Raw genomic sequence first — 21,928 nt, 5'->3', positions numbered from 1 at the left:
ACTAAAAATAAACTACAATTCCCGCTGTTGCTAATCCCAAATGACCATTTAGATTAGCAGCACGAGAATCTTTATTTTCAAGCCCTTCAGAATTTAGTTTGCTAAAAATATTATTCACGCCGTATTGATATTGAAACCAGAATTTTACATCCCGGAAACCCGCCGATATATTTCCTGCAACATTGAAGTTTACCCTGGAAATCTCTTCGAGATCTTCAGCCTGAAGATCATATCCCTCTATAAAATAATTCTCAAATTCCTTTTCAGGTTTCAATTTACTATTTATTTGAAGCACAGGACCCGCTTCAAAGCTTAAGTGTTCCCCAATGATCTTGTGGCCTCCAAAAAGATTTATCTGGACTCCTGTAGTCTTAAAATCGGCCGCTGAAGATTGAGAAGTAGGAGTTTCCTTGATATTTATTCCGGTATTGAATTCATAGAAATTAACCCCGTAGATAATGATAAAATTATTATAAACTGCGGCACGGGTAGTTAGACCAGCCATAAATCCTGTATTTTTATAAGTATTAAAATCATCGCTATTAACCCCTCCATAGGTGATCCCAGCCTGAATTCCAAGCCGGTTGTAGGAATCTCCATACCTGTTTTGTGCATTTACAGCAAGGGCACAAATCATAACCGCCGCACCCAAAAATACTTTAAGTTTCTGCATATTTTAAAACATCTTTAATAATCTAAAGTAGCTCAATTATTAGTATATTATGCAACTAAATTTATTCTAACTACTATGCTTGCAACAATTCTTATCCCCATCATCATTGTATTTACACTTATTATCCTGTTTACGGGAATATTTACCGTGAAACAACAAACATCCGCCCTTATAGAGCGATTCGGTAAATTTAGAAGTATCAGCAATTCGGGTTTACATTTTAAAGTTCCTATAATAGACCAAATTGCAGGACGTATTAATTTAAAAGTTCAGCAACTGGATGTTCTGGTAGAAACCAAGACCAAGGATGATGTGTTTGTAAAACTAAAAATTTCTGTGCAGTTCCAGGTTATGAAAACCAATGTTTATGATGCCTTCTATAAACTAGAAAATCCCAACGACCAAATCACCTCGTATGTTTTTGATGTAGTGAGGGCTGAAGTTCCAAAAATGAAACTGGATGATGTTTTTGAAAGAAAGGATGACATTGCAAATGCGGTGAAAAGGGAATTAAATCAAGCTATGCAGGATTATGGGTATGATATTATAAAAACCCTGGTTACAGATATAGATCCCGATGCACAGGTAAAATCTGCAATGAACAGGATAAATGCTGCGGAAAGGGAAAAAGTTGCGGCAGAATACGTAGCAGAGGCTGAACGAATCAAAATAGTGGCTAAAGCTCGTGCAGAAGCCGAAAGCAAGAGATTACAAGGACAGGGAATTGCAGACCAGCGCAGGGAGATCGCACGAGGTTTGGAAGAAAGCGTAGATGTTTTGAATAAAGTAGGGATCAATTCTCAGGAAGCTTCGGCTTTAATTGTTGTAACCCAACATTATGATACCTTACAGGCCATTGGAGAGCATACTAACAGCAATCTAATTTTACTCCCTAATTCCCCACAGGCAGGAAGTGATATGCTTAATAATATGATTGCCTCTTTTACAGCATCCAATCAAATTGGGGAAGCTATGAAGAAAAAAAATGCTGAAAATATATACCTTCAGAATAAAAAGAAGGAAAGAAGGTATCGGGATCCAGGTACAGAAGAATAATTATCAATAAAAAATCCGGCTATTGGATTTTTAAAATATGCCCTACTATTTTATAGTGTAGACTTATTTTAAAAATCTGATATCCGGATAATTCTTTTACCAAAGAGCAAGCTCACAAGGCATATCAATGCGAAGAGATATTCAGAATTTAGACAAACTCCCGCTCAGTCATCGGTGAATAAAACCCACTGTTTAGTTTAAAATTTAACGGGTTGAAGTTATTACTTTCTTTAAACCAAATACTTTTGAGACCCCTTTTAAAACGAGGGCTTTTTGAATCACAGAGCCAACCATACTTCCAATAAGACGAAGCGGAGAAATGTTATATTTGGTAAGTTCATAACTTAACTTTATCTCCTCTTTATCTATTTGGGTCTGTAATTTTAAAATCTTCAGATCACGTTCTATTTCATCAAATGAACTATACTCTTTCATTACAATGCTTTAATCGTTAAAGAAAGTCCTGGAGGATTTAATAAGGATGATCTTTCGTATATAATCCTTCCCAAATACCCATATAAAAATAAGTATAAGCAAATAGAATGCTCCTACAATATAGTATCCTGCACTAGGTATACCTATAGCTTCTCCAATAGTAATTGCAACGGCAATAGATAAAAATAAAAGTGCAATAAGGCATATAAAACCAATCAACATCATATTAACAATGAAGATAACTCCTCTTATTATTTTCTTGTATAAATCTAACTTATAATATTCCGCACTACTATGTCCCAGTGCGCGAATATTATCATTAAGATCCTGAATACTGTTGGTTAGTTTTTCAAAAGCCATTATACTTATATTATAGCTCTATCTGGGATGTCTGACGCGGAATCAGTTTTAACGTCTTTTTTCAATTTGGCATTTTGTTTTCTAAGATCCTCAAGCTTAGATTCCATTGCTGCCAATATTTCATCTGCTTTATAGCTGGCTGAAGATAAGGTTTCCTCAAGGCGGGATTCAAAATCTTTGCGGGCTTTTTTAGCTTTTGAGCTCAAATTGGAGGAAGTTTCCTTATATTTTTTATTAAATTCTTCCTGCGCTTTTTTGGTTTCTTTACTTATTTTTTTGCGGGTTTCATCTCCACTTTCCGGAGCATATAACAACCCAACAGCTGCTCCAATAGCTGCACCTGTTATTAACGCCAATAAGGTATTTCCTGTATTTGCCATAATTATTTCTGATTTTAATTGATTATTTATTGCACAAAATTAACTTAAAACTAAGGTTTCTTCTGTTAACAACCGGTTAATATGTAAACTTCCTTTCCCAAAATATTCTTAATTGGCTCGCCAGACCTTGATTTCCCTAAGAATTACTGGTTTTGTTTCCCCCAGGAATCACGTAAGGCAACGGTTCTGTTAAAAACAAGCTTGTCTTCCGTAGTATCCTTATCGACATTAAAATATCCAATTCGCTGAAACTGGAATTTTTCTGAAACACCGGCAGCTTTTAACCCGGGTTCAACATATCCTCTTACGATTTGTAAGGAATCGGGATTTATAAATTCCATATAACTTTTTTCTTTATCTGTATCTGGTGATTCCACGTTAAATAAGCGATCGTAAAGCCTTATCTCTGCTTCAACAGCGTGTTTTACAGAAACCCAGTGCAAAGTTCCTTTAACCTTCCTTAAAGATTCCTCTGTACCGCTTCCGCTTTTACTTTGGGAATCATAGGTACAATGAATTTCAATGATCTCTCCGTTTTCATCCTTTACGACCTTCTCCCCTTTGATAATATATGCGCTTTTAAGCCTTACCTCCTTGCCAAGGCTAAGCCTGAAAAATTTCCTGTTGGCTTCTTCCTTAAAATCTTCCCTTTCTATATAAAGTTCTTTTGAAAAAGGAATTTCTCTGGTACCTGCCGATTCATCTTCAGGGTTGTTTTCGGTTTCAAGCCACTCTTCCTTTTCTTCCTGATAATTGGTAATTACCAATTTCACAGGATCTAAAACACCCATAACACGCGGTGCAATTTTATTCAAATCTTCGCGTATACAAAATTCAAGCAGGGAAACATCAATAACATTATCGCGTTTTGCCACTCCAATTGTTTCCGCAAATTTCCTGATGGAAGCAGGTGTATATCCCCTCCTTCGCAATCCGGATATGGTAGGCATTCGGGGATCATCCCAGGACGATACTATATTTTTATTTACCAGTTCTGCAAGTTTGCGTTTACTCATCACCGTATAACTCAAATTTAAACGTGCAAATTCGGTTTGTTTAGGGTTTAATTGATCCTTGGTGTCAATCACCTTTAAAAACCAATTATAAAGCTCCCTGTGCATAACAAATTCAAGTGTACAAAGAGAATGGGAAACCTGTTCTGTAAAATCGCTTTGTCCATGGGCCCAATCGTACAAAGGGTAGATCATCCAGTTGTTCCCTGTACGGTGGTGTTTTTTATGTAAGCTCCTATACATCACAGGATCCCGCATTAGCATATTTTTTGAAGCCATATCTATTTTAGCCCGAAGCACATGAACTCCTTCTTCAGTTTCTCCGTTCTTCATCTTTTCAAAAAGATCAAGGTTCTCTTCAATAGTTCTGGACCTAAATGGACTATTCACCCCTGGCTGAGTTGGAGTTCCCTTTTGTTCTGCCATAACCGCAGAAGGCTGGCTATCTACATAAGCATATCCATCCCTGATCATTTGAACAGCCCAATCATAAAGCTGCTGAAAATAATCGGAGGCATAGCATTCTTTATCCCATTTGAAACCGAGCCATAAAACGTCCTCTTTGATTGAGTCTACAAACTCCTGTTCTTCTTTAATTGGATTGGTATCATCAAACCGAAGATTCACCGGAGCACCATATTTCTCTCCTAATCCAAAATTAAGACAAATGGATTTTGCGTGGCCAATATGTAAATAACCGTTGGGTTCGGGAGGAAAACGAAATTTCAATTGTTCTCTTGAATAATTTTCCTTTAGATCTTCTTCTATAATTTGCTCAATAAAATTGAGGGATTTCTTTACTTCACTCATAATAATTCTGGATAAAAAATAGTTGGCAAAGTTATCAAAAATTCGCTCGGGAATACTAATCCATGAGCTCGAAGGAAGCTAAATAAACAAGTTAAAGCAAGGAACAGCCATAAATCCTGATAAATCCTAAAGAAATCGAGAACCTCCGGGCAAACTCAGGAGATGTGAATTGGAAAACATTTTTAAATTTCCAAGCATCCCCATAACCAGGGACCGGAAATTAAACCGTCAATGAGCGAATAAACGGAACTATAAAGATCGAAAAATGAAGTTTTTAGAACATATTAAGTTGCAGGGTTTTACATTTGTATAAAAAATTGTGGGAACCATTAAATTAAAAAATATAAGAACCTTCTCCTATCACGGCTGTTTAGACGAAGAAGGGAAAATTGGAAGCGATTACAGCGTAGATCTAACAGTGCACGGTGATTTGTCTCTTTCGGCTGAAACCGATTCTCTGGACGATACCATAGATTACGTTCATCTCAACAAAATAGCAAAAGAAGAGATGGCCATTCGCTCTAAATTATTAGAAACAGTTGCCGAACGTATTCTTGTAAGAACTTTATCAGAATTGGATCTTGTAAAAAAAGTAAAGGTCTGTGTATCAAAAATAAACCCTCCTATTGGTGGGGATGTAGAATTGGTAAGTGTGTGTAGAACGAAATCCCGATAGTTTTTTGTTCAAAAAACGGAAAATTTTGTTACATTTGCCAACCAAATTTAATGGCATCGTGGCCGAGTGGCTAGGCAGAGCTCTGCAAAAGCTCGTACAGCGGTTCGAATCCGCTCGATGCCTCAAAAAGCTTCCTTTACGGGAAGTTTTTTTTATTTCTTATAATCAGGAAGTTGACAATTTTTTGAAATGAAGATGTTTACCAAGGTTTTTTTTTAATTTTAGAAGCGCTCAAAGAAATTATATTTCCCTCTAAGAAAAGTAAATTTTTGAATCTTTAGAGAATATAAAGACCACGTTTTCAGGTTGAATAATGTCAATTCGTTCCTGTAATTTTTCAGCCCTTCTTGGAAAAACACCTCTAACAATTAAGATCACCCCAAAAATGATCATTAATATACTGATGCCCTTCTTCATTAAATAAATGCGGTTGGGTGTTAATTTTCTATTCAGCTTTTTAGCCAGAAGTATTTTAACAATATCTATAACAAGGTAAGTGATAAGAATAGTACCAAAAAATACAGTAATCCTGTTCGTTTCCATATTAAGGGTAGGACCAAAAACTATAATCAATCCTAGCCAGAATCCCAATACTCCAATATTGATAAAATTTAGAAGAAAACCTTTTGCTGCCATCCCAAAATAATCACTTCTATTCAATTTACGTACTTCAGGGAGCTCATCTTCAAGAGGAAGCGATTTTTTTGTTTGTATAAACGACATTAAACCATAGGTGGCAAGGATCATTCCTCCAAAAATAAACAGTGCAGGGTCGTTTTTTAAACTTGAAAGTAACTTTGAAGTACTAAAATATGCTATAAAAAGGAAAACAATATCAGCCAAAATTACCCCCAAATCGAAAGAAAATGCAGCTCTGAACCCTTTAATCGCAGCTGTTTCCAACAAAACAAAAAACACGGGTCCAAGTAAAAAAGCCAAGAAAATTCCCAGGGGTATGGCGGCCAAAATATCTTGAAACATACACAAATGTGATTTCTACAAAGATAAGGTTTTAGTTTATCAATATTAGCTGCCCTGCAAAGCTGCTCTCCTATTCAATTCCAACGGAAGGTTTTTAAAAAGATAATTAAGCCTATGCGCCCCTTGGTTATTTCTAAATGAAAAATCTATTCAGATTATTTATTTTTTAAATACTATAGGCCGGTATAAACCATTGCAATCCTTATAAAAAGTAATTTTCTTATTAATCCCGCCTAACTTTCAGAAAACCATAGAATTATGAATCCGTTTTCTCCACACTTTTTTTACTTCCTACCAAATTGAAGTCCAAATGCCTTTTTACCAAATCGGCATTTTTTACACTCACATACACTTCATCTCCAAGCGTATATTTATTTTTGGTTTTTCTACCAACAATAGCATATTGTTCCTCGTCAAATTCATAATGATCATCCCTAATATCTCTAAGTCTAACCATTCCTTCGCATTTATTAGCTTCGATCTCCACATAAATACCCCATTCTGTAACTCCTGAAATAACACCTAGAAACTCCTCTTCCTGGTGATCCAGCATAAATTTAACTTGCATGAATTTTATTGAGTCTCTTTCAGCATTCGTAGAAAGGCTTTCCATATTACTACTATGCTTGCATTTTTCCTCGTATTCTTCTTCTTTAGCAGATGGTTTATTATCCAGGTACTCCTGAAGCAACCTATGTGTCATCACATCCGGATATCTTCTAATAGGAGAGGTGAAATGAGAATAATGATCGAATGCCAAACCGTAATGACCTATGTTCTTGGTGCTGTAGTACGCCTTACTCATAGTCCTTATGGTAAGTGTATCTACCATATTTTGCTCCTTTTTACCTTGTACATCACTTAAGAGCGTATTGAGGGAATTGGCGATCGATTTTTTATCCTTTAGATCTATTTTATATCCAAATTTTGAAATAACCGTTTGTAGCGAATTAAGTTTAGACTCATCCGGCTCATCGTGACAACGATATACAAAAGTCTTTTTCGGTGTTTGTTTTCCAATAAACTCTGCCACTTTTTTATTAGCCAAAAGCATAAATTCTTCAATAAGCTTATTAGCCTCATTTGAAGTTTTAAAATATACTCCAACAGGTTCATTGGTTTCACTTAACTGAAATTTAACTTCCACTTTATCAAAAGAAATAGCTCCGGCTTTCATCCTTCTTTCGCGCATTTTTATTGCGAGATCGTTCATGGTTGTTATGGCCGAAACCACATCATCGTTTACCCTATACCCGCTTTCCTGAATAGAAATTTCACCAGGAATCTCAGCTTGATTTGTTTCAATGATATGTTGTGCCTCTTCATAGGCAAATCTATAATCGGAATTTGTAACCGTTCTTCCAAACCATTGATCGATTAAATGGCCTTCAGTATCGATTTCAAAAATGGCTGAAAAAGTATATTTTTCTTCATTAGGGCGTAATGAACAGGCATTGTTTGAAAGTACTTCCGGCAACATAGGCACCACGCGGTCTACAAGATATATAGAGGTTGCCCGTTCATAGGCCTCCTGGTCTAAGACTGTTCCCGGCAAAAGGTAATGGGAAACATCAGCTATATGTATTCCTATATTGTAATTTCCATTTTTAAGTACTTCAAAACTCAATGCATCATCAAAATCCTTAGCATCTTGCGGGTCAATGGTGAACGTAAGAGTTTCCCTTAAATCTCTTCTCTTTTTAATTTCAGCATCTTTTATAGTGGTATCAATGCTGTTGGCAAAATCTTCTATTTCCTTCGGAAATTCATGGGGCAAGCCATATTGTGCTAAAATGGAATGCATTTCTGTTTGGTGCTCTCCAGGTTTTCCCAATACTTCCTTTATTCTTCCAAAAGGAGAATCAGCCTTTTCAGGCCATTCCTCGAGAATAACAACTACTTTATCACCATCCTGCGCATCAAGAATTTTATTTTTCTGAACAAAGATATCCGTAGACATCTTTGGATCGGCAATGGCTACAAAACCAAAATTCTCCTTCAGTTGGAGAATTCCTACAAATTCTGTTCGTTTTCGCTTAATGATTTTGACAACTTCCCCTTCCGATTTTCTTTTGTTTCGCTTATTGTAAATATAAATTTCTACTTCATCCCCATTTAGTGCCTTGTTCAAAGCATTTTGAGGTATAAAAACATCATCTTCCAGTTCTTCTACCACAACATAACCAAAACCTTTCGTGGTCATATCAAGTACACCGGTATAATATTCCAGATTTGCCTCAATTTTAAATTTTCCCCTATCTTCTTCCTTAATTTGCTTTTTAGCTGCAAGCTGCGCCAGTACTCTTATAATTTTATTTCTTGAACCAGGGTCATCTAAACCGAGTTTTGCAGCAATTTGTTTATAATTAAAAGTGGTTTCAGGTGATTTTCTTAGGATATCCAGAATGCTTTTAGAAAAATTATCCTTGCCTCCGGATGTATTCGATTTACTTTTTTTCTTCTTCATAAATTTAATAAAGCATAAAATTACAGCTATTATGTGACTTTAGATTGTTAAGCAGCTAAAGTTTTGTTAAGTATATATTATTGTAAAACCCAATAAACAAAAGGACTCCACTGATAGACAAATAGTTGGTAAATTACTTTTTAAATAAAACATTTGTTTTTTATTAAAATTTTCTTAAATTTATACTAATATATCTTCAAAAAATTCCCCTCAATTTTGTAAGAAAACATTATGATTTTGAGCAAAGCCTCTAAAATATCGTTGTTGTTTTTTCTTATTTTCCTTTTGGGAGTAATAGGGATAGTTGCCCTTGTAAATAAAACTTTAAATAAAAAATCGTTTACAGAAATACAGCTAATTAACAATTCGAAGCAAATTAGTTTACTTAATAAAAATAGCCTAATTAATTTTCAATAAAATTGATTTTATCTACTGGATTTTTGGCAAAGTAAATTAGAATAAAACCTCTTTTGAACCTTAAAGCCCTGTAATTATTGGAAAGTTTAAAATTAGTAACGTCTATAATATCGATGGTTTGAAATAATTACCTACCTACCTTCTCACTCACAGAAACTTTAGTTGTTAACATATATAATATAGATTTCATTTTTATTCTTTTTCTAAAATTAAAACTGATGCTTATGATGGCTTGTTAATTTGTAGCATAACTTTTTTGAATTAAAATTGGATTTTTCATTACGAACATTTGATTTCGACTTGTTAACAAAACTATAAAGTCTCAACCTCCTGATTTTGATATATTTTTAAGGTTTACTTAACATTGGTTAATATAATTTTGTTAATATAAAAATGTGAAATTTAATTTTTTTTTGATGTTCATAATGGCATTTTTGACGCTCATAAGTTGTCCAAAAATTACAGAGTTATAATTTGCTTTCCAGGGTTAATTTTTTCTATTCTAAATTTTACCGACTTATCCAAATTTGGTTGTTAGATTCTAACTAAAGGTTATCCACAATTTGTCAATATTTTCAAAGTCTTTAAAATAAGGGAAGTGCAGTTAGTAATTAACAATCAAAAAAATTTCAGTTAACAAGCCATTTTTTACCTTTGCTAAACTAAAAATCATAGTTATGACAATTTCAATTGGAAACGATCACGCAGGAACCGAATACAAACATGCTATAATGGCTTATCTTGAATCTAAAGGAATAGAGGTTGTTAATTATGGTACCAACTCCGAAGAAAGTGTAGATTATCCGGATTTTGTTCATCCTGTTGGCAGTGATGTTGAAAACGGAAAAGTTGATTTAGGAATTATTATTTGTGGGAGCGGAAATGGAGCTTCTATGACCGCCAATAAACACCAGGGAATTCGTTGTGCTTTGTGCTGGAGTACTGAAATAGCCAAACTTGCGCGGCAGCATAATGATGCTAATATTTTAAGCATTCCTTCCAGGTTTGTTTCACAAACCCAGGCAATTGATATGGTAGATATTTTTCTAAACACAAATTTTGAAGGAGGTAGGCATCAAAATAGGGTTGCAAAAATTCCGTTGGTAAAATAAATAAGGCCCTTTATCCATATAACTACTATTTAATTGCTTTTGTAAATGAATATAAAAATAAAAACATTTAAGGAACTTAATTTGGATGAGCTCTATAAGATCTTGCAGTTAAGGTCTGAGGTTTTTGTGGTAGAACAGGACTGCGTATACCAGGATATCGATGGAAAAGACAGCAAAGCGATCCACGTGATGGGTTTTGAAGGAGATGAACTGGTGGCTTATACGCGCTGTTTTGAACCGGGATACTATTTTGATGAAGCAGCTATTGGCAGAGTGATTGTAAAATACAAGTATAGAAAATATGGATTTGGACACGACATTATGAAAGCTTCCATAAACCAAATAAAAAACCAATACGGGAGTAATAATATCAAGCTCTCTGCGCAGCAATATTTAATCAGGTTTTATGAAACTCACGGTTTTATTCAATCAGGGGAAGGATATCTGGAAGATGGTATACCACATATTGCAATGATAAAAGGTACCTGAGGGAACCTTTTATCATTTATATAAGAGTGGCATAACTAGGTATTATTGAAGTATAAATAATGATTAATGAACACAATTAATTTCATTTTTACTTTAAAATAGCCTTATAACGCTGTTGATTATTAAGGATGTCCCTGGCTTCAAGAATTTCAGGATTATGTTTTACATAATATTCATACAATCCCTCCTGATAAAAATATCTTTTAATAATCTCATCTGTTAATAAACTGACTAACTCTGGCTTTTTAGCATCGAGTTCTTCTTTTTTAGCCGCTTCTATTTCTACCAATATTTCCTTATAATTATCAATAGTTTCCTCTTCAAAACCCTCTTTTTTAGCCGTGATCATAGCTTTATTAAGTTCCACTTCCGTCCTGGTTTGGTAACTAAATCCTGTTTTATTTAGATGTTCCTTGAATTTATTATAATCTGCATCACTAAAATGAAAACTTTCAGGATTTTCCAATTTATGCGAATAATAATAGGTTGTAGCAAAATCAAAAAGTGCATTGCTAGCCAGCAATGCATTAGTTATTGCACTATATTCTGAAGTCTTTAAAGTTACATCCGGCAGGATTCCACCTCCGTCGAAAACACTTCTTCCGCTTCTTGTTTTAAACTCATTATAATCCTCTGTTCTGGTCCTTACTGCATTTCCTTGGGTATCCCTTTCTCTATAATCCAATGCCTGAATACATCTTCCGCTGGGTGTATAATAACGTGAGATTGTCAATTTTAACTGAGTTCCGTATGCAAGCTCCTTTGGTCGCTGTACCAGTCCTTTTCCAAAACTTCTGGCACCTACCACTACCCCGCGGTCCAGATCCTGTATTGCCCCTGCAACAATTTCACTTGCAGATGCGCTTCGCCCATTTACCAGAACAGTTAATGGAATTTTAGTATTGATGGGCTCATTTGGAGTAAAATATTCTTTATTGTATTTCTCTATCACAGATTTTGTAGCGGTGATTAATTGACCTTTATCAAGAAAAATATTACTCACCAAAATAGCTTCACTCAATAACCCGCCTGGATTTCCCCGCAAATCGAGAATGATCTTATTTGCTCCCTGACTTTCCAGATCTTTTAGGGCTTTAATAGTTTCACTAGAAGCATTTTCATTAAACCGGCTTAAAACAATATAACCTGTCTTGTCTTCCAACAATTGATAGTAGGGAACAGCTTTAAGTGCAACAGTTCCTCTTTTTAAGGTAGTAGATTGGGATTTCCCCTGCCGGAGATAGGTAAGGGTTATTTCAGAATTTGGAGCTCCGTTAAGCAGTTGTCCCGCATCTTCTTTGAAATCCTTTACAGCGATTCCATCGATTTGTATTATTTCATCTCCCGGCTTTAAACCAGCTTTATCTGCAGGAAAATCTTTGTAGGTTTCCATGATGGTAAACTTGTCTTCCCGTATCCTCACCGCAGCTCCTATACCTTGATATTCACCTGCAGTATTCATTCTTGCTGCTTCCACATCCTGCTCATTCCAGTAATTTGTATAGGGATCCAGATCTTCCAGCATTGCCTTTATGGCCGTATCCATCAAATCTGCGGGATTGGTTTCATCTACATAATTCATGTTTAGCTCCTTGAACAGGGTTGTAAAGATCTCCAACTGTTTTGCGATTGCAAAAAAATCAGATTTAAAACCTGTGGTTCCAATAAGAACGGCAATTCCAAGAACCGCAATTCCAATTGTTTTAATTATTGATTTTTTCATGAGATGCCTCCTTTTCTTTTAATTTTTCCAAAATCTGGATCAAACAGGTATTTATTTGATGATAATCAAATTTTTTAGCGGTGGTATAAACAAACATCATCGCATATTTTTGTTCCGGATTGCTTTCTACAAGATATTTATTTTTTCTGAAAGTTTCACGCATTAATCGCTTAAAATAATTGCGGTCCACAGCTCTTTTAAAATTTCTTTTAGGAACCGAAACCCCTGTTTTACAGGTTTTTGAAGGTTCTTTTAGGGGTAGATAAATGAGCTTTAAGGGGAAATTTTTTATAGATCTTCCTTCTGAAAATAAGCGGTCTATAAGGATTTTGCTTTTCAGTTTTTCTGAAGAAGGAAACTTTTCATTCATGGTTGAATTATTAGACAGCTAAATTAAAAAAATCCGCTTCGGGAATTCCCAAAACGGATTTTTCTTTTAGTAGGACTTATTAAAAAGACTTTCTATATCAATTTATTCCTTTAACTCATAAACATTGTTTTCACGATTGATATCCGCCATCATTTGGGAATCATCAATGATGATTTTGCTTATTTGAGCTTTGGGCTTATTCAACTTGAGAGTATAGGTTGGATATGCCCAGGCCCAATCCTCTGCAACAATTCTTTTGGTAGCATTCTCTGCTGGTTTTTGCCAGCGCATCATCCTCAATGGGATATAAACCAATTCCTCGGTTCCATCCTTATAAACCACTTTTAGATCTATAGGCATCGGCATCAGGCCAATTCTTTCAAGCGTAACATTTGTTGTTTCACCTTCAGCTTCAGTAACTTCTTTTATTGCATAGTCTATCGTATTGGTCGTTTGGGTCCAGTCGGTTAAATACCAGCCCAGTTGAGCTCCGGATACTTTTTCAGCAATTCTTATAACATCATTTGGTGTAGGATGTTTAAATTTCCATTCCTCGTAATAACGATGGATTGTTTTTTGAAGGTTTTCTTTTCCAATAACATATCCAAGTTGAGAAAGGAATATAGCACCTTTTGAATAGGCACTGGTTCCATAAGCAGCATTTAATTGGTACCTGTCTGAGTGGGTAGACTGTGGCTGTTCAATTCCAGAGGTAGCCAACCTGGTATAACCGCGGTAGGTTCCCTCTAAGGGGTTTTCTTTGTTCTCTTCCATAACCTCATTCATTGCAAGACTGGAGATATAAGAAGTAAATCCTTCATCCATCCATTCGTGCTTGCTCTCGTTGGTTGCCATTAAATGCTGAAACCAGGCGTGTGCAAGTTCGTGAGCGGTAACTCCTACCAAACTTCCAAAAGTACGTTCTCCGGTAATAAGGGTAAGCATTGCATATTCCATTCCACCGTCACCACCCTGGATAACAGAATATTGATCCCAGGGATATTCCCCAATGTGTTCGTTAAAGTACAGCAATAAAGCTTCTGTTTTAGGCTGAAGATTTTTCCAGTTTTCTTTTATATCAGGGTTATTTTTATAAAGAAAATGTAGTACTGTTCCATCTGCAGCGGTTCTTTTATCGTGAATATATTCAGGATCTGCAGCCCAGGCAAAGTCGTGCACCTTTGGCGCTATAAAATGCCAGGTGAGTTTTTTACCACCTTTACGATTTACTTTGGCACCTTCTTTTTCGTAACCATATCCTATTTCCTGTGGATTTTGTAAATATCCTGTTGCACCTAGAATATAGCTTTTATCGATGGTTATTTTAACGTCAAAATCTCCCCACACTCCGTGGAATTCTCTTCCTATATAAGGATCTGCATGCCATCCTTCAAAATCATATTCAGCTATTTTTGGATACCACTGGGTCATTGAAAGTGCAACCCCTTCTGAACTATTTCTTCCAGAACGACGAATTTGCACCGGCACCTGTCCTGTAAATTCCAGGTTAAAAGTTGTCTTTTCTCCAGGAAGTATAGGTTTGTCCAATGCTACCTCAAGGATGGTCCCAACTTCTTTATAGGACAAGGTTTTTCCGTTTTGCGTAAGGGAATTTATCTTTAAAAATCCTTGTTCGTATTTAGATAGTTTAGAGATACGATCCCCAACCCTGCTATCAGGATCTGCAATTGTTCTGGATCTTACGTCCATTTCGCTTTCAGGCTGGAAGGCGTTAAAAAATAAGTGGTAGAATACCTTTTTTAAGGTATCCGGGGAATTATTTGTGTATTCCAGTTCCTGGGTTCCGGTATATTGGTAATTATCAACATTCATATCCACTTCCATCTTGTAATCAACCTGTTGTTGCCAATAAGAAATATTGTTTTGGGCAGAGGCCCAGAATCCGGATAAAACTGTGAGGACTATTAAAATTTTATTCATAATTTACTGTTTTGAAACTTTATCTGCTAAAATTAATGCGTTGTATAAATTAACCATATTTCCCGAAACGGAAAGATCTTTGAATTTTTTCTGACTTTTTCCTTCTCCCACAAGCACGGTGGCATTTGTAGAAATACCACTATTCATAATTATCTGTTTTACCTGTTGTGCGGTCAATTTTGGATAAAATGACCGGATAACGGCAGCTACGCCTGAAACTGCCGGAGCAGCCATAGAAGTTCCCTGTAAATACTCATAGGTATTGTTTGGAGTGGTGGACCAAATTTTTACTCCGGGAGCAAACACATCCACATTGGTTTTACCATAATTTGAAAATCCTGCTATAAGGTCAGATCCGTATTCATAATTAAGCGCTCCAATACTTAAAAGATTATTTGATATTTCCGCAGGGGCACCGGGATGCTGGTCATTTGGATATACCCTTTTGGTTTCAAGATCCAAACCTTCATTTCCAGATGCATTCACGATCAGGACATCCTTTTCAGCTGCATAGATAATAGCATCGGTTACCCATTCCGGATTTGGAGAATAATATTTTCCGAAACTGGTATTTATTATTTTGGCACCGTTATCTACTGCATAACGTATGGCAAGTGCAATATCTTTATCGTATTCATCTCCATCGGGAACGGCTCGTAAAACCATTATTTTCACATTATTTGCAATTCCGTTTATTCCAATGTTATTGTTTCTTTTGGCAGCAATTGTTCCTGCTACGTGTGTACCATGTTTAATATCTTCCTTATCTTTTGTAGGACCTGCAACCTGGTTATTCCCGTATTTTGTATCGGTAATATCGTATGGGTTATCCCCTACTACTGCCCTTCCGTCAAGCTGAAGGTTAAAATGTGAATCCAACCGGTCTGAAAAATAGGTAAGTCCCTCTTCCAACAATTTAATGGCTTCCGGAATGTTTTCATTCACATTGTTCTGGATTTGCATTAACATCCCTTTATAATTTTTCATCTGGTCTGTTTCTGCAGGCATTGCCGCTAATTCCTGCTTTGTATAATCCTCTTTTCCTAATTTTGAAGATACCGCAGCGTGCGCGGGAACCAATTGCTCTTTTATTTGTTGGTATTGATCCCTGGATTGAACGGTTTCATTATACTCTTTTTCATGCTCTGCCTTAGCACGTTGATAAAGCGCAAATTCTTCGCGTTTTGCAGTGCTTATAGCACTGGCAGGTTTGCCGTCATAGATAGGTTTTAGGCGTTTGTAAATACGAGTGTATTCCATATTTTCTTTTACAGCATCCCCCAAAAAGTTCCAGCCGTGAATATCATCGATGTACCCGTTATTGTCATCATCTTTACCATTGTTGGGAATTTCATCTTTATTTACCCAAACAACGCTTTTTAGATCTTCATGAGTAATATCAACTCCGCTGTCTATCACGGCAACAATAACCGAAGCTCCGGTTTTGTTTTTAATAATTTCATTATAAGCCTTGTTTACGCTCATTCCCGGAATTGTATCGGTGGAAAGGTCTGCTTCACCCCAATATTTTAGCTGAGAATCGGTTAAAGGGATCACCTTTAAAGGAAGTTCATCTATATTTTCAATGGGAGTGGAAAGAATTGAAGAGGAAGTGCTGCTACATCCGGCTAGTGATAAGACTAGACTTGTAAGAAGTAGAGGTTTAAAAACCGGTATTTTCATATATTAATTTTTATTGTTGTTTGTTAATTTTCAACGTGATTTATCCAAAGAAAAGCGCCTGATAAAGACTTGCATTATTCAAAAAGTTCATTAAAGGTAAAGGTTTGATCCAGTCTAACACCTTTTTCAGTGTGTTTTACGGTTATTATTTGATTATGAGCATCGTGTTCGAGAAATAAATAAAAACCCTCATCTGCCGCGGTATTCAAAAACAACTCCTTTTCGGATAAAGTTATTAGAGGCCGGGTATCATAACCCATCACATACGGCAAAGGTATATGGCCCGCGGTAGGAAGCAAATCTGCCATAAAAGCGATGGTTTTTCCTTTATATTCCAATTTTGGGATCATTTGTTTCTCGGTATGCCCATCTGCAAAAAATACACCAAAACCTAAATTGGGTACATTGGTGAATTGTTGCGAAGGATCTTTTTCTATAAAATGAAGTCTTCCGCTTTGATTTATAGGAATAATATTTTCCTTTAAAAAGGAAGCTTTTTCCCTGGCATTGGGTTCGGTTGCCCATAACCAGTGGTCCTTGTTGCTCCAAAAACGCGCATACTTAAATGCAGGTTCATAGCCCGTTCTTTGCTTATTCCATTGAATGCAGCCTCCACAATGATCAAAATGGAGATGGGTTAAAAAAACATCAGTGATATCGTCTCTGTGAAAACCATATTTTTTTAGGGAGTTGTCTATAGACTCGTCCCCCCAAAGATTATAGTATCCATAAAATTTATCGCTTTGTTTATCCCCCATTCCTGTATCGATAAGGGTTAATTTATCCCCGTCTTCTATCAATAAACAGCGCGCGGCCATATCTATTAAATTAGATTCATCTGCTGGATTTGTGCGGTTCCAGATAGTTTTTGGAACAACGCCAAACATGGCTCCTCCATCCAGTTTAAAATTTCCTGCTTCTATTGGGTATAATTTCATGAAAATTAATTTTTTAATCCCCGATTATTAACCAACCCGTTTGGGCTTGATTCCATCGAGATTTTGGGTGTTTTTTCCTTGTCAATACCTCGTGAGCATGCTTTGGGGTAATTTATTTATAGCCGCAAATTACTAAAACCATTAGACATTTATCAAGACTTTGGAATCTCCCGGGAATATTTAACATACATTTCAATAATAGAAAGCTTGTTTTTCAAAAGCTTAACTTGACAGGGTTTAAGTCCCTAAAGTTTTATTATAAACATTAATTTTACGGCAAATTCAATTTTTTTTTAAAATACCAATCAATAATTTCACATAATGGTAGAGCTTGCAGGATTAATTATACTTGGAATATTGGCCCAATGGCTGGCCTGGAAAACAAAAACACCGGCAATTTTACCCCTTATTTTAATAGGCCTTTTTGTTGGTCCCTTTTCAACGCTTATTTCTGAAGACGGTACGAAATGGCTGGAACCCATATGGAATGGAACAGAGGGTTTATTTCCTGGAGAAAGTCTGTTTTACTTCGTCTCCCTCGCAATATCAATAATTTTATTTGAAGGTGGGCTTACCTTAAAAAAAAGTGAGGTGGGCAATATTGGACCTGTTATTATTAAACTAATAAGTGTAGGTGTCGCGGTGACATTTTTTGGTGCGGGTCTTGCTGCACACTTTATTCTTGGATTTACCTGGCAAATTTCCTTTCTGTTTTCAGCCCTCATAATTGTAACAGGGCCTACCGTTATTTCTCCTATTTTAAGAAATATCCCTCTTAAAACACATGTTTCCTCTATCCTTAAATGGGAAGGGATTTTAATCGACCCAATTGGAGCGCTTATTGCCGTTTTGGTATTCGAATTTATCCGGGTTGAAGGTGGGCAGGATTTTACAGCAACCGCACTTAGTGAGTTTGGAAAAATACTTTTATTCGGGTTTACCTTTGGATTTGCATTTGCCAATGTTCTTGCTTATTTGATCAAGAAAAATGTGATCCCTCATTATTTGTTAAATGTTTTTATCCTGGCAACCGTACTTGGGGTATTTGTACTGGCAGATACCTTTGCTCATGAGAGTGGATTATTGGCAGTAGTGATCATGGGAATGGTTATGGGTAATAAAAACTTGCCCAATATCAAGGAACTTTTGTATTTTAAAGAATCTCTTAGCGTTCTTTTGGTTTCGATTTTATTTATACTGCTGGCTGCAAATATTGAAATTGAAGAACTGGAATTAATCTTCAATTGGAACTCCTTGATATTGTTTGGAGTGGTTATTCTAATTGTAAGACCGCTGGGAGTGATATTGAGCTCTATAAACTCCGGACTTAAGATAAATGAAATCGCATTTATAAGTTGGGTTGGCCCGCGTGGAATTGTGGCGGCCGGTATAGCCTCCTTATTTGGACTAAGACTTGTAAAAGAAGGGGTTCCCGGAGCAGAATACATTACTCCGCTTGTATTTATGATGGTTTTGGGATCTGTATTGCTAAATGCTACTACCGCCCGGTTATTTGCAAAATTGGTGGGCGTGTTTGTCAAGAATGCAGAAGGGATCTTGATTATTGGTGCCTCTTCTATGGCGAGGCTTATTGCAAAATATCTTCAGGATAATAACAGGCACGTGGTGCTGGTTGATAGTAATAACGATAATATTAAAAAAGCTAAGAAGTTAGGATTGGATGCCCTTGAGGGTAGTGTTTATGCCGATGATCTTTTTAATAATATAGAATTAAATGATATTGGATACTTAATGTCCATGACAGGAAATAGTGACATCAATAAAACTGCTATTAACAGGTTTAAAAAGCAATTTGGGGAAAAGGGATCCTACCGTTTGATCTCTTCTGATGAGATGAATGATCCTGAAATAAATCCATCCGAAGGCCTTTTTTCTCATACCGATGATTATATAAAACTCACCGAAATATCACGAAACTATCCTAAAATTAATGAAATCCAGCTCAACAGTAAACAACATTATGAAGGCTTGATCGAGATCTCAAAAACCGATCCCGATATCGTACCCTTATTTATCAAAGGAGTAAAAGGCGAACTTAGGATCATCCCATCCAATAACTCCGAAATTCAAATAGACGAAGGTTCACAACTTGTTTATCTTGGAAAACAAATTAAAAAAGAAGAAATTGCCGCCGAAAAACATTGATTTATATTTTATGAATTTTTTGTCAAAATTTTGATAATTCACTGTTAAATTTGTCGTTCAATTCTTTAAATCCGCGGCAAATATTTTTTCAGAATAATTTTATAGCGGGATTTTTATAACAATTCTTAAGTTTTCAAATGGATGAATTTTTAGAGATTTTATACCACGAATTTGAATTGCCTTTTAGCAATCCGGTGCTTGTTTTTTCACTAATTCTACTAATAATTCTGGTTTCCCCAATATTATTCAGAAGACTCAATATACCCGGAATAATCGTATTGATTATTTCAGGTATTTTTATTGGTCCTTTTGGCGTTGGCCTGTTAGAGCAAAATGCAGCGATCGATCTATTTTCAAAAATAGGTCTGCTTTATATTATGTTTATCGCCGGGCTGGAACTCGATATGAATCAATTTAAAATCAACCGGAATAAAAGTTTTCTTTTTGGGCTTTTCACCTTTTCATTGCCACTTGCTATAGGATTTCCAGTATGTTTCTATTTGTTGGGGTATGATTTTAACGCCAGTTTTCTTACCGCCAGTATGTTTGCAACTCACACGCTTATAGCGTATCCTATTGTAAGTAAAATGGGGGTTTCCAAGAATGAGGCTGTGGCAATTACCGTTGGTGGTACTATTTTAACCGATACCGCCGTGCTTATTATCCTGGCCGTAATTATGGGAAATGCCCAGGAAGGTGGTTTAACATTGGATTTCTGGATACGACTCGTAATCTCTCTCACGATCTTTTGTTTGATCATGTTTTTTGTAGTACCAAAAATAGCAAAATGGTTTTTCACCAAGCTTGAAAAAGAAAAACACTCCCATTATATTTTTGTGCTCACCGTGATGTTTTTTGCTGCTTTTTTGGCTGAATTAGCTGGGGTAGAAGACATTATTGGAGCATTCTTGGCAGGATTGGCCCTTAATAGATTAATTCCTCATTCCTCGGCTCTTATGAACAGAATTGAATTTATGGGGAACTCCCTGTTTATTCCGTTTTTCCTTATTAGCGTAGGTATGATGGTAGATATAAGCGTAATCTTTGGAGGATATATGGCTATAGTCGTCGCAATTACGCTTTCTGTGGTTGCGATCTTAGGGAAATGGCTTGCAGCATTTTTCACTCAATACGTTTTTAAATATACCGCCTCACAACGCAAAGTGATCTTCGGCTTAAGCAGCGGGCACGCAGCGGCTACCCTGGCAGTAATTATTGTAGGATATAATGCCGAAATAATTGATATCAACATCTTAAACGGAACCATTATACTTATACTAATAACTTCAATTGTTGCAACTTTAGCAACTGAAAATGCTTCAAAAATCATGGTTGCTGAAGCTAAAGAAACAAATCCGGAGGAGATAAAGGAATCTGAAAGTTATAAAATGGAAAGTATTTTACTTCCATTGGCCAATATGGTGAATCTTGAAAAACTGTTGGAATTTTCAATTCTTATAAAAGATAAAAGTTCTATAAATCCGGTTTCTATTCTTACCGTTGTTCCCAACGATGAGGAAGCAGAACTAAACATCGCTCAGGCAAAAACAAAGCTGGAGGATTATATAAAGCAAGCCTCTGCTACGGAAACTGCTGTAAATGTGACTGCTACTATAGATCAGGATGTTGCCAACGGAATTTCCAGAAAATCCAAGGAACTTATCGCCGATTTAATTGTTATGGGCTGGCCTACAAGCTCCGGGAAAGATAAGGTGATAGGTGAAAAAATGCGCGGTATAATAGAAAATACTACCAAAACCATATTTCTTTGCCAGAGCGATAAACCCTGGGCAACACATCAAAAAATTATCCTTGCGGTTCCCGAAAGATCTGAAGATATGGAGGGTTTTGAGCTTTGGGTGAAAAAGGTCATTAAAATTTCAGAGGAGTTAAGTGTACCCATAATTGTGAACGGCACAAAGAAAACCCAGTCCGCCATTGAGGAACTTACAGCTAAATTAAATTTAAGAGCTCCGTTTGAATTTAATGAATTTAATGACTGGGAAGACTTCCTTATAATTTCCAAAAATGTTCAACCCGAAGATATTATCATGCTTATTAGCGCAAGAAAAGGCAGTGTGGCCTACCAGCCAGTTCTCGATAAAATCCCTTTAAAAATGGAAACGTATTTTGAGGAAAATGCAAAGATCATGGTTTTTCCACAGTAAGCCTTTTTAAATAAAATAAAACCCCTACAGATTTTAAAATCTGTAGGGGTTTTTACATATCTCTTGAACT

18 protein-coding genes and 1 tRNA gene are annotated in these 21,928 nt (G+C 36.1%); 7 read left to right on the top strand and 12 right to left on the bottom strand.

The window, feature by feature from the left end; genetic code table 11:
* Position 1: 1 nt before the first annotated feature.
* The gene (locus GILLI_RS10245; protein WP_006989042.1) at positions 2–673 is read right to left on the bottom strand and encodes an outer membrane beta-barrel protein; all 672 of its coding nucleotides are present in this window, start codon (positions 671–673) and stop codon (positions 2–4) included.
* Between the two features lie 75 nt (positions 674–748).
* On the opposite strand from GILLI_RS10245, the gene GILLI_RS10240 reads away from it, so the two are divergent.
* The gene (locus GILLI_RS10240) at positions 749–1,729 is read left to right on the top strand and encodes an SPFH domain-containing protein (protein WP_006989041.1); all 981 of its coding nucleotides are present in this window, start codon (positions 749–751) and stop codon (positions 1,727–1,729) included.
* 204 nt (positions 1,730–1,933) lie between these two features.
* On the opposite strand, the gene GILLI_RS10235 is transcribed toward GILLI_RS10240, so the two are convergent.
* The 4 genes from GILLI_RS10235 to GILLI_RS10220 all read right to left on the bottom strand — a co-directional run bounded on the left by GILLI_RS10235 (position 1,934) and on the right by GILLI_RS10220 (position 4,727).
* On the bottom strand, positions 1,934–2,164 hold the full coding sequence (locus tag GILLI_RS10235) for a DUF6327 family protein (protein ID WP_006989040.1): 231 nt from the start codon (positions 2,162–2,164) through the stop codon (positions 1,934–1,936).
* Positions 2,165–2,173: 9 nt separating this feature from the next.
* The gene (locus tag GILLI_RS10230; protein WP_006989039.1) at positions 2,174–2,524 is read right to left on the bottom strand and encodes a phage holin family protein; all 351 of its coding nucleotides are present in this window, start codon (positions 2,522–2,524) and stop codon (positions 2,174–2,176) included.
* A gap of 5 nt (positions 2,525–2,529) precedes the next feature.
* Entirely contained in the window at positions 2,530–2,904 is a 375-nt protein-coding gene (locus GILLI_RS10225) for a YtxH domain-containing protein (RefSeq protein WP_006989038.1), read from the bottom strand.
* 143 nt (positions 2,905–3,047) lie between these two features.
* Positions 3,048–4,727, bottom strand: coding sequence for a glutamine--tRNA ligase/YqeY domain fusion protein (locus GILLI_RS10220; protein ID WP_006989037.1), 1,680 nt, complete (start codon positions 4,725–4,727; stop codon positions 3,048–3,050).
* 319 nt (positions 4,728–5,046) lie between these two features.
* Here GILLI_RS10220 and folB point away from each other — a divergent pair, with 319 nt between their 5' ends.
* Together folB and GILLI_RS10210 are read left to right on the top strand one after the other, a co-directional pair.
* Positions 5,047–5,403, top strand: coding sequence for a dihydroneopterin aldolase (folB, locus tag GILLI_RS10215; RefSeq protein WP_006989036.1), 357 nt, complete (start codon positions 5,047–5,049; stop codon positions 5,401–5,403).
* Positions 5,404–5,455: 52 nt separating this feature from the next.
* Positions 5,456–5,526 (top strand) — tRNA-Cys (locus GILLI_RS10210).
* 129 nt (positions 5,527–5,655) lie between these two features.
* Here GILLI_RS10210 and GILLI_RS10205 read toward each other — a convergent pair.
* Both GILLI_RS10205 and rnr read right to left on the bottom strand, forming a co-directional pair.
* The gene (locus GILLI_RS10205; protein WP_006989035.1) at positions 5,656–6,384 is read right to left on the bottom strand and encodes a LysE family translocator; all 729 of its coding nucleotides are present in this window, start codon (positions 6,382–6,384) and stop codon (positions 5,656–5,658) included.
* Positions 6,385–6,640: 256 nt separating this feature from the next.
* Positions 6,641–8,851 (bottom strand): ribonuclease R, encoded by a 2,211-nt coding sequence (rnr, locus tag GILLI_RS10200; RefSeq protein ID WP_006989034.1) that lies wholly within the window; start codon positions 8,849–8,851, stop codon positions 6,641–6,643.
* A 1,094-nt stretch (positions 8,852–9,945) separates the two neighbouring features.
* On the opposite strand from rnr, the gene rpiB reads away from it, so the two are divergent.
* Both rpiB and GILLI_RS10185 read left to right on the top strand, forming a co-directional pair.
* Positions 9,946–10,380, top strand: coding sequence for a ribose 5-phosphate isomerase B (gene rpiB, locus GILLI_RS10190; protein ID WP_006989032.1), 435 nt, complete (start codon positions 9,946–9,948; stop codon positions 10,378–10,380).
* 45 nt (positions 10,381–10,425) lie between these two features.
* Entirely contained in the window at positions 10,426–10,869 is a 444-nt protein-coding gene (locus GILLI_RS10185) for a GNAT family N-acetyltransferase (RefSeq protein WP_006989031.1), read from the top strand.
* A gap of 88 nt (positions 10,870–10,957) precedes the next feature.
* On the opposite strand, the gene GILLI_RS10180 is transcribed toward GILLI_RS10185, so the two are convergent.
* The 5 genes from GILLI_RS10180 to GILLI_RS10160 form a co-directional block, all read right to left on the bottom strand.
* Entirely contained in the window at positions 10,958–12,592 is a 1,635-nt protein-coding gene (locus GILLI_RS10180) for a S41 family peptidase (protein WP_006989030.1), read from the bottom strand.
* The gene (gene rnpA, locus GILLI_RS10175; RefSeq protein WP_006989029.1) at positions 12,573–12,962 is read right to left on the bottom strand and encodes a ribonuclease P protein component; all 390 of its coding nucleotides are present in this window, start codon (positions 12,960–12,962) and stop codon (positions 12,573–12,575) included. The genes GILLI_RS10180 and rnpA overlap by 20 nt, the downstream gene beginning before the upstream one ends.
* Before the next feature lie 102 nt (positions 12,963–13,064).
* The gene (locus GILLI_RS10170; RefSeq protein WP_006989028.1) at positions 13,065–14,903 is read right to left on the bottom strand and encodes a M1 family metallopeptidase; all 1,839 of its coding nucleotides are present in this window, start codon (positions 14,901–14,903) and stop codon (positions 13,065–13,067) included.
* A 3-nt stretch (positions 14,904–14,906) separates the two neighbouring features.
* Positions 14,907–16,586, bottom strand: a complete 1,680-nt coding sequence (locus tag GILLI_RS10165; RefSeq protein WP_006989027.1) for a S8 family peptidase — start codon at positions 16,584–16,586, stop codon at positions 14,907–14,909.
* A gap of 74 nt (positions 16,587–16,660) precedes the next feature.
* On the bottom strand, positions 16,661–17,524 hold the full coding sequence (locus tag GILLI_RS10160) for an MBL fold metallo-hydrolase (RefSeq protein WP_006989026.1): 864 nt from the start codon (positions 17,522–17,524) through the stop codon (positions 16,661–16,663).
* A gap of 321 nt (positions 17,525–17,845) precedes the next feature.
* Here GILLI_RS10160 and GILLI_RS10155 point away from each other — a divergent pair, with 321 nt between their 5' ends.
* The gene (locus GILLI_RS10155; RefSeq protein WP_006989025.1) at positions 17,846–19,690 is read left to right on the top strand and encodes a cation:proton antiporter; all 1,845 of its coding nucleotides are present in this window, start codon (positions 17,846–17,848) and stop codon (positions 19,688–19,690) included.
* 137 nt (positions 19,691–19,827) lie between these two features.
* The gene (locus GILLI_RS10150; protein WP_006989024.1) at positions 19,828–21,858 is read left to right on the top strand and encodes a cation:proton antiporter; all 2,031 of its coding nucleotides are present in this window, start codon (positions 19,828–19,830) and stop codon (positions 21,856–21,858) included.
* Positions 21,859–21,928: the final 70 nt, after the last annotated feature.

This window comes from Gillisia limnaea DSM 15749 (assembly GCF_000243235.1).
In the GTDB taxonomy this organism is placed as follows: domain Bacteria; phylum Bacteroidota; class Bacteroidia; order Flavobacteriales; family Flavobacteriaceae; genus Gillisia; species Gillisia limnaea.
This window is presented reverse-complemented; position numbering and strand designations above follow the sequence as displayed.

Excerpts from the sequence above, each read along its gene's own strand:
- GILLI_RS10185 (WP_006989031.1), top strand. The coding sequence starts at position 10,426 with ATGAATATAAAAATAAAAACATTTAAGGAACTTAATTTGGATGAGCTC.
- rpiB (WP_006989032.1), top strand. The coding sequence starts at position 9,946 with ATGACAATTTCAATTGGAAACGATCACGCAGGAACCGAATACAAACAT.
- GILLI_RS10245 (WP_006989042.1), bottom strand. The coding sequence starts at position 673 with ATGCAGAAACTTAAAGTATTTTTGGGTGCGGCGGTTATGATTTGTGCC.
- GILLI_RS10160 (WP_006989026.1), bottom strand. The coding sequence starts at position 17,524 with ATGAAATTATACCCAATAGAAGCAGGAAATTTTAAACTGGATGGAGGA.
- GILLI_RS10220 (WP_006989037.1), bottom strand. The coding sequence starts at position 4,727 with ATGAGTGAAGTAAAGAAATCCCTCAATTTTATTGAGCAAATTATAGAA.
- GILLI_RS10240 (WP_006989041.1), top strand. The coding sequence starts at position 749 with ATGCTTGCAACAATTCTTATCCCCATCATCATTGTATTTACACTTATT.
- GILLI_RS10205 (WP_006989035.1), bottom strand. The coding sequence starts at position 6,384 with ATGTTTCAAGATATTTTGGCCGCCATACCCCTGGGAATTTTCTTGGCT.
- rnr (WP_006989034.1), bottom strand. The coding sequence starts at position 8,851 with ATGAAGAAGAAAAAAAGTAAATCGAATACATCCGGAGGCAAGGATAAT.
- rnpA (WP_006989029.1), bottom strand. The coding sequence starts at position 12,962 with ATGAATGAAAAGTTTCCTTCTTCAGAAAAACTGAAAAGCAAAATCCTT.
- GILLI_RS10150 (WP_006989024.1), top strand. The coding sequence starts at position 19,828 with ATGGATGAATTTTTAGAGATTTTATACCACGAATTTGAATTGCCTTTT.
- GILLI_RS10170 (WP_006989028.1), bottom strand. The coding sequence starts at position 14,903 with ATGAATAAAATTTTAATAGTCCTCACAGTTTTATCCGGATTCTGGGCC.
- GILLI_RS10155 (WP_006989025.1), top strand. The coding sequence starts at position 17,846 with ATGGTAGAGCTTGCAGGATTAATTATACTTGGAATATTGGCCCAATGG.
- GILLI_RS10165 (WP_006989027.1), bottom strand. The coding sequence starts at position 16,586 with ATGAAAATACCGGTTTTTAAACCTCTACTTCTTACAAGTCTAGTCTTA.
- GILLI_RS10225 (WP_006989038.1), bottom strand. The coding sequence starts at position 2,904 with ATGGCAAATACAGGAAATACCTTATTGGCGTTAATAACAGGTGCAGCT.
- GILLI_RS10230 (WP_006989039.1), bottom strand. The coding sequence starts at position 2,524 with ATGGCTTTTGAAAAACTAACCAACAGTATTCAGGATCTTAATGATAAT.
- GILLI_RS10235 (WP_006989040.1), bottom strand. The coding sequence starts at position 2,164 with ATGAAAGAGTATAGTTCATTTGATGAAATAGAACGTGATCTGAAGATT.
- GILLI_RS10180 (WP_006989030.1), bottom strand. The coding sequence starts at position 12,592 with ATGAAAAAATCAATAATTAAAACAATTGGAATTGCGGTTCTTGGAATT.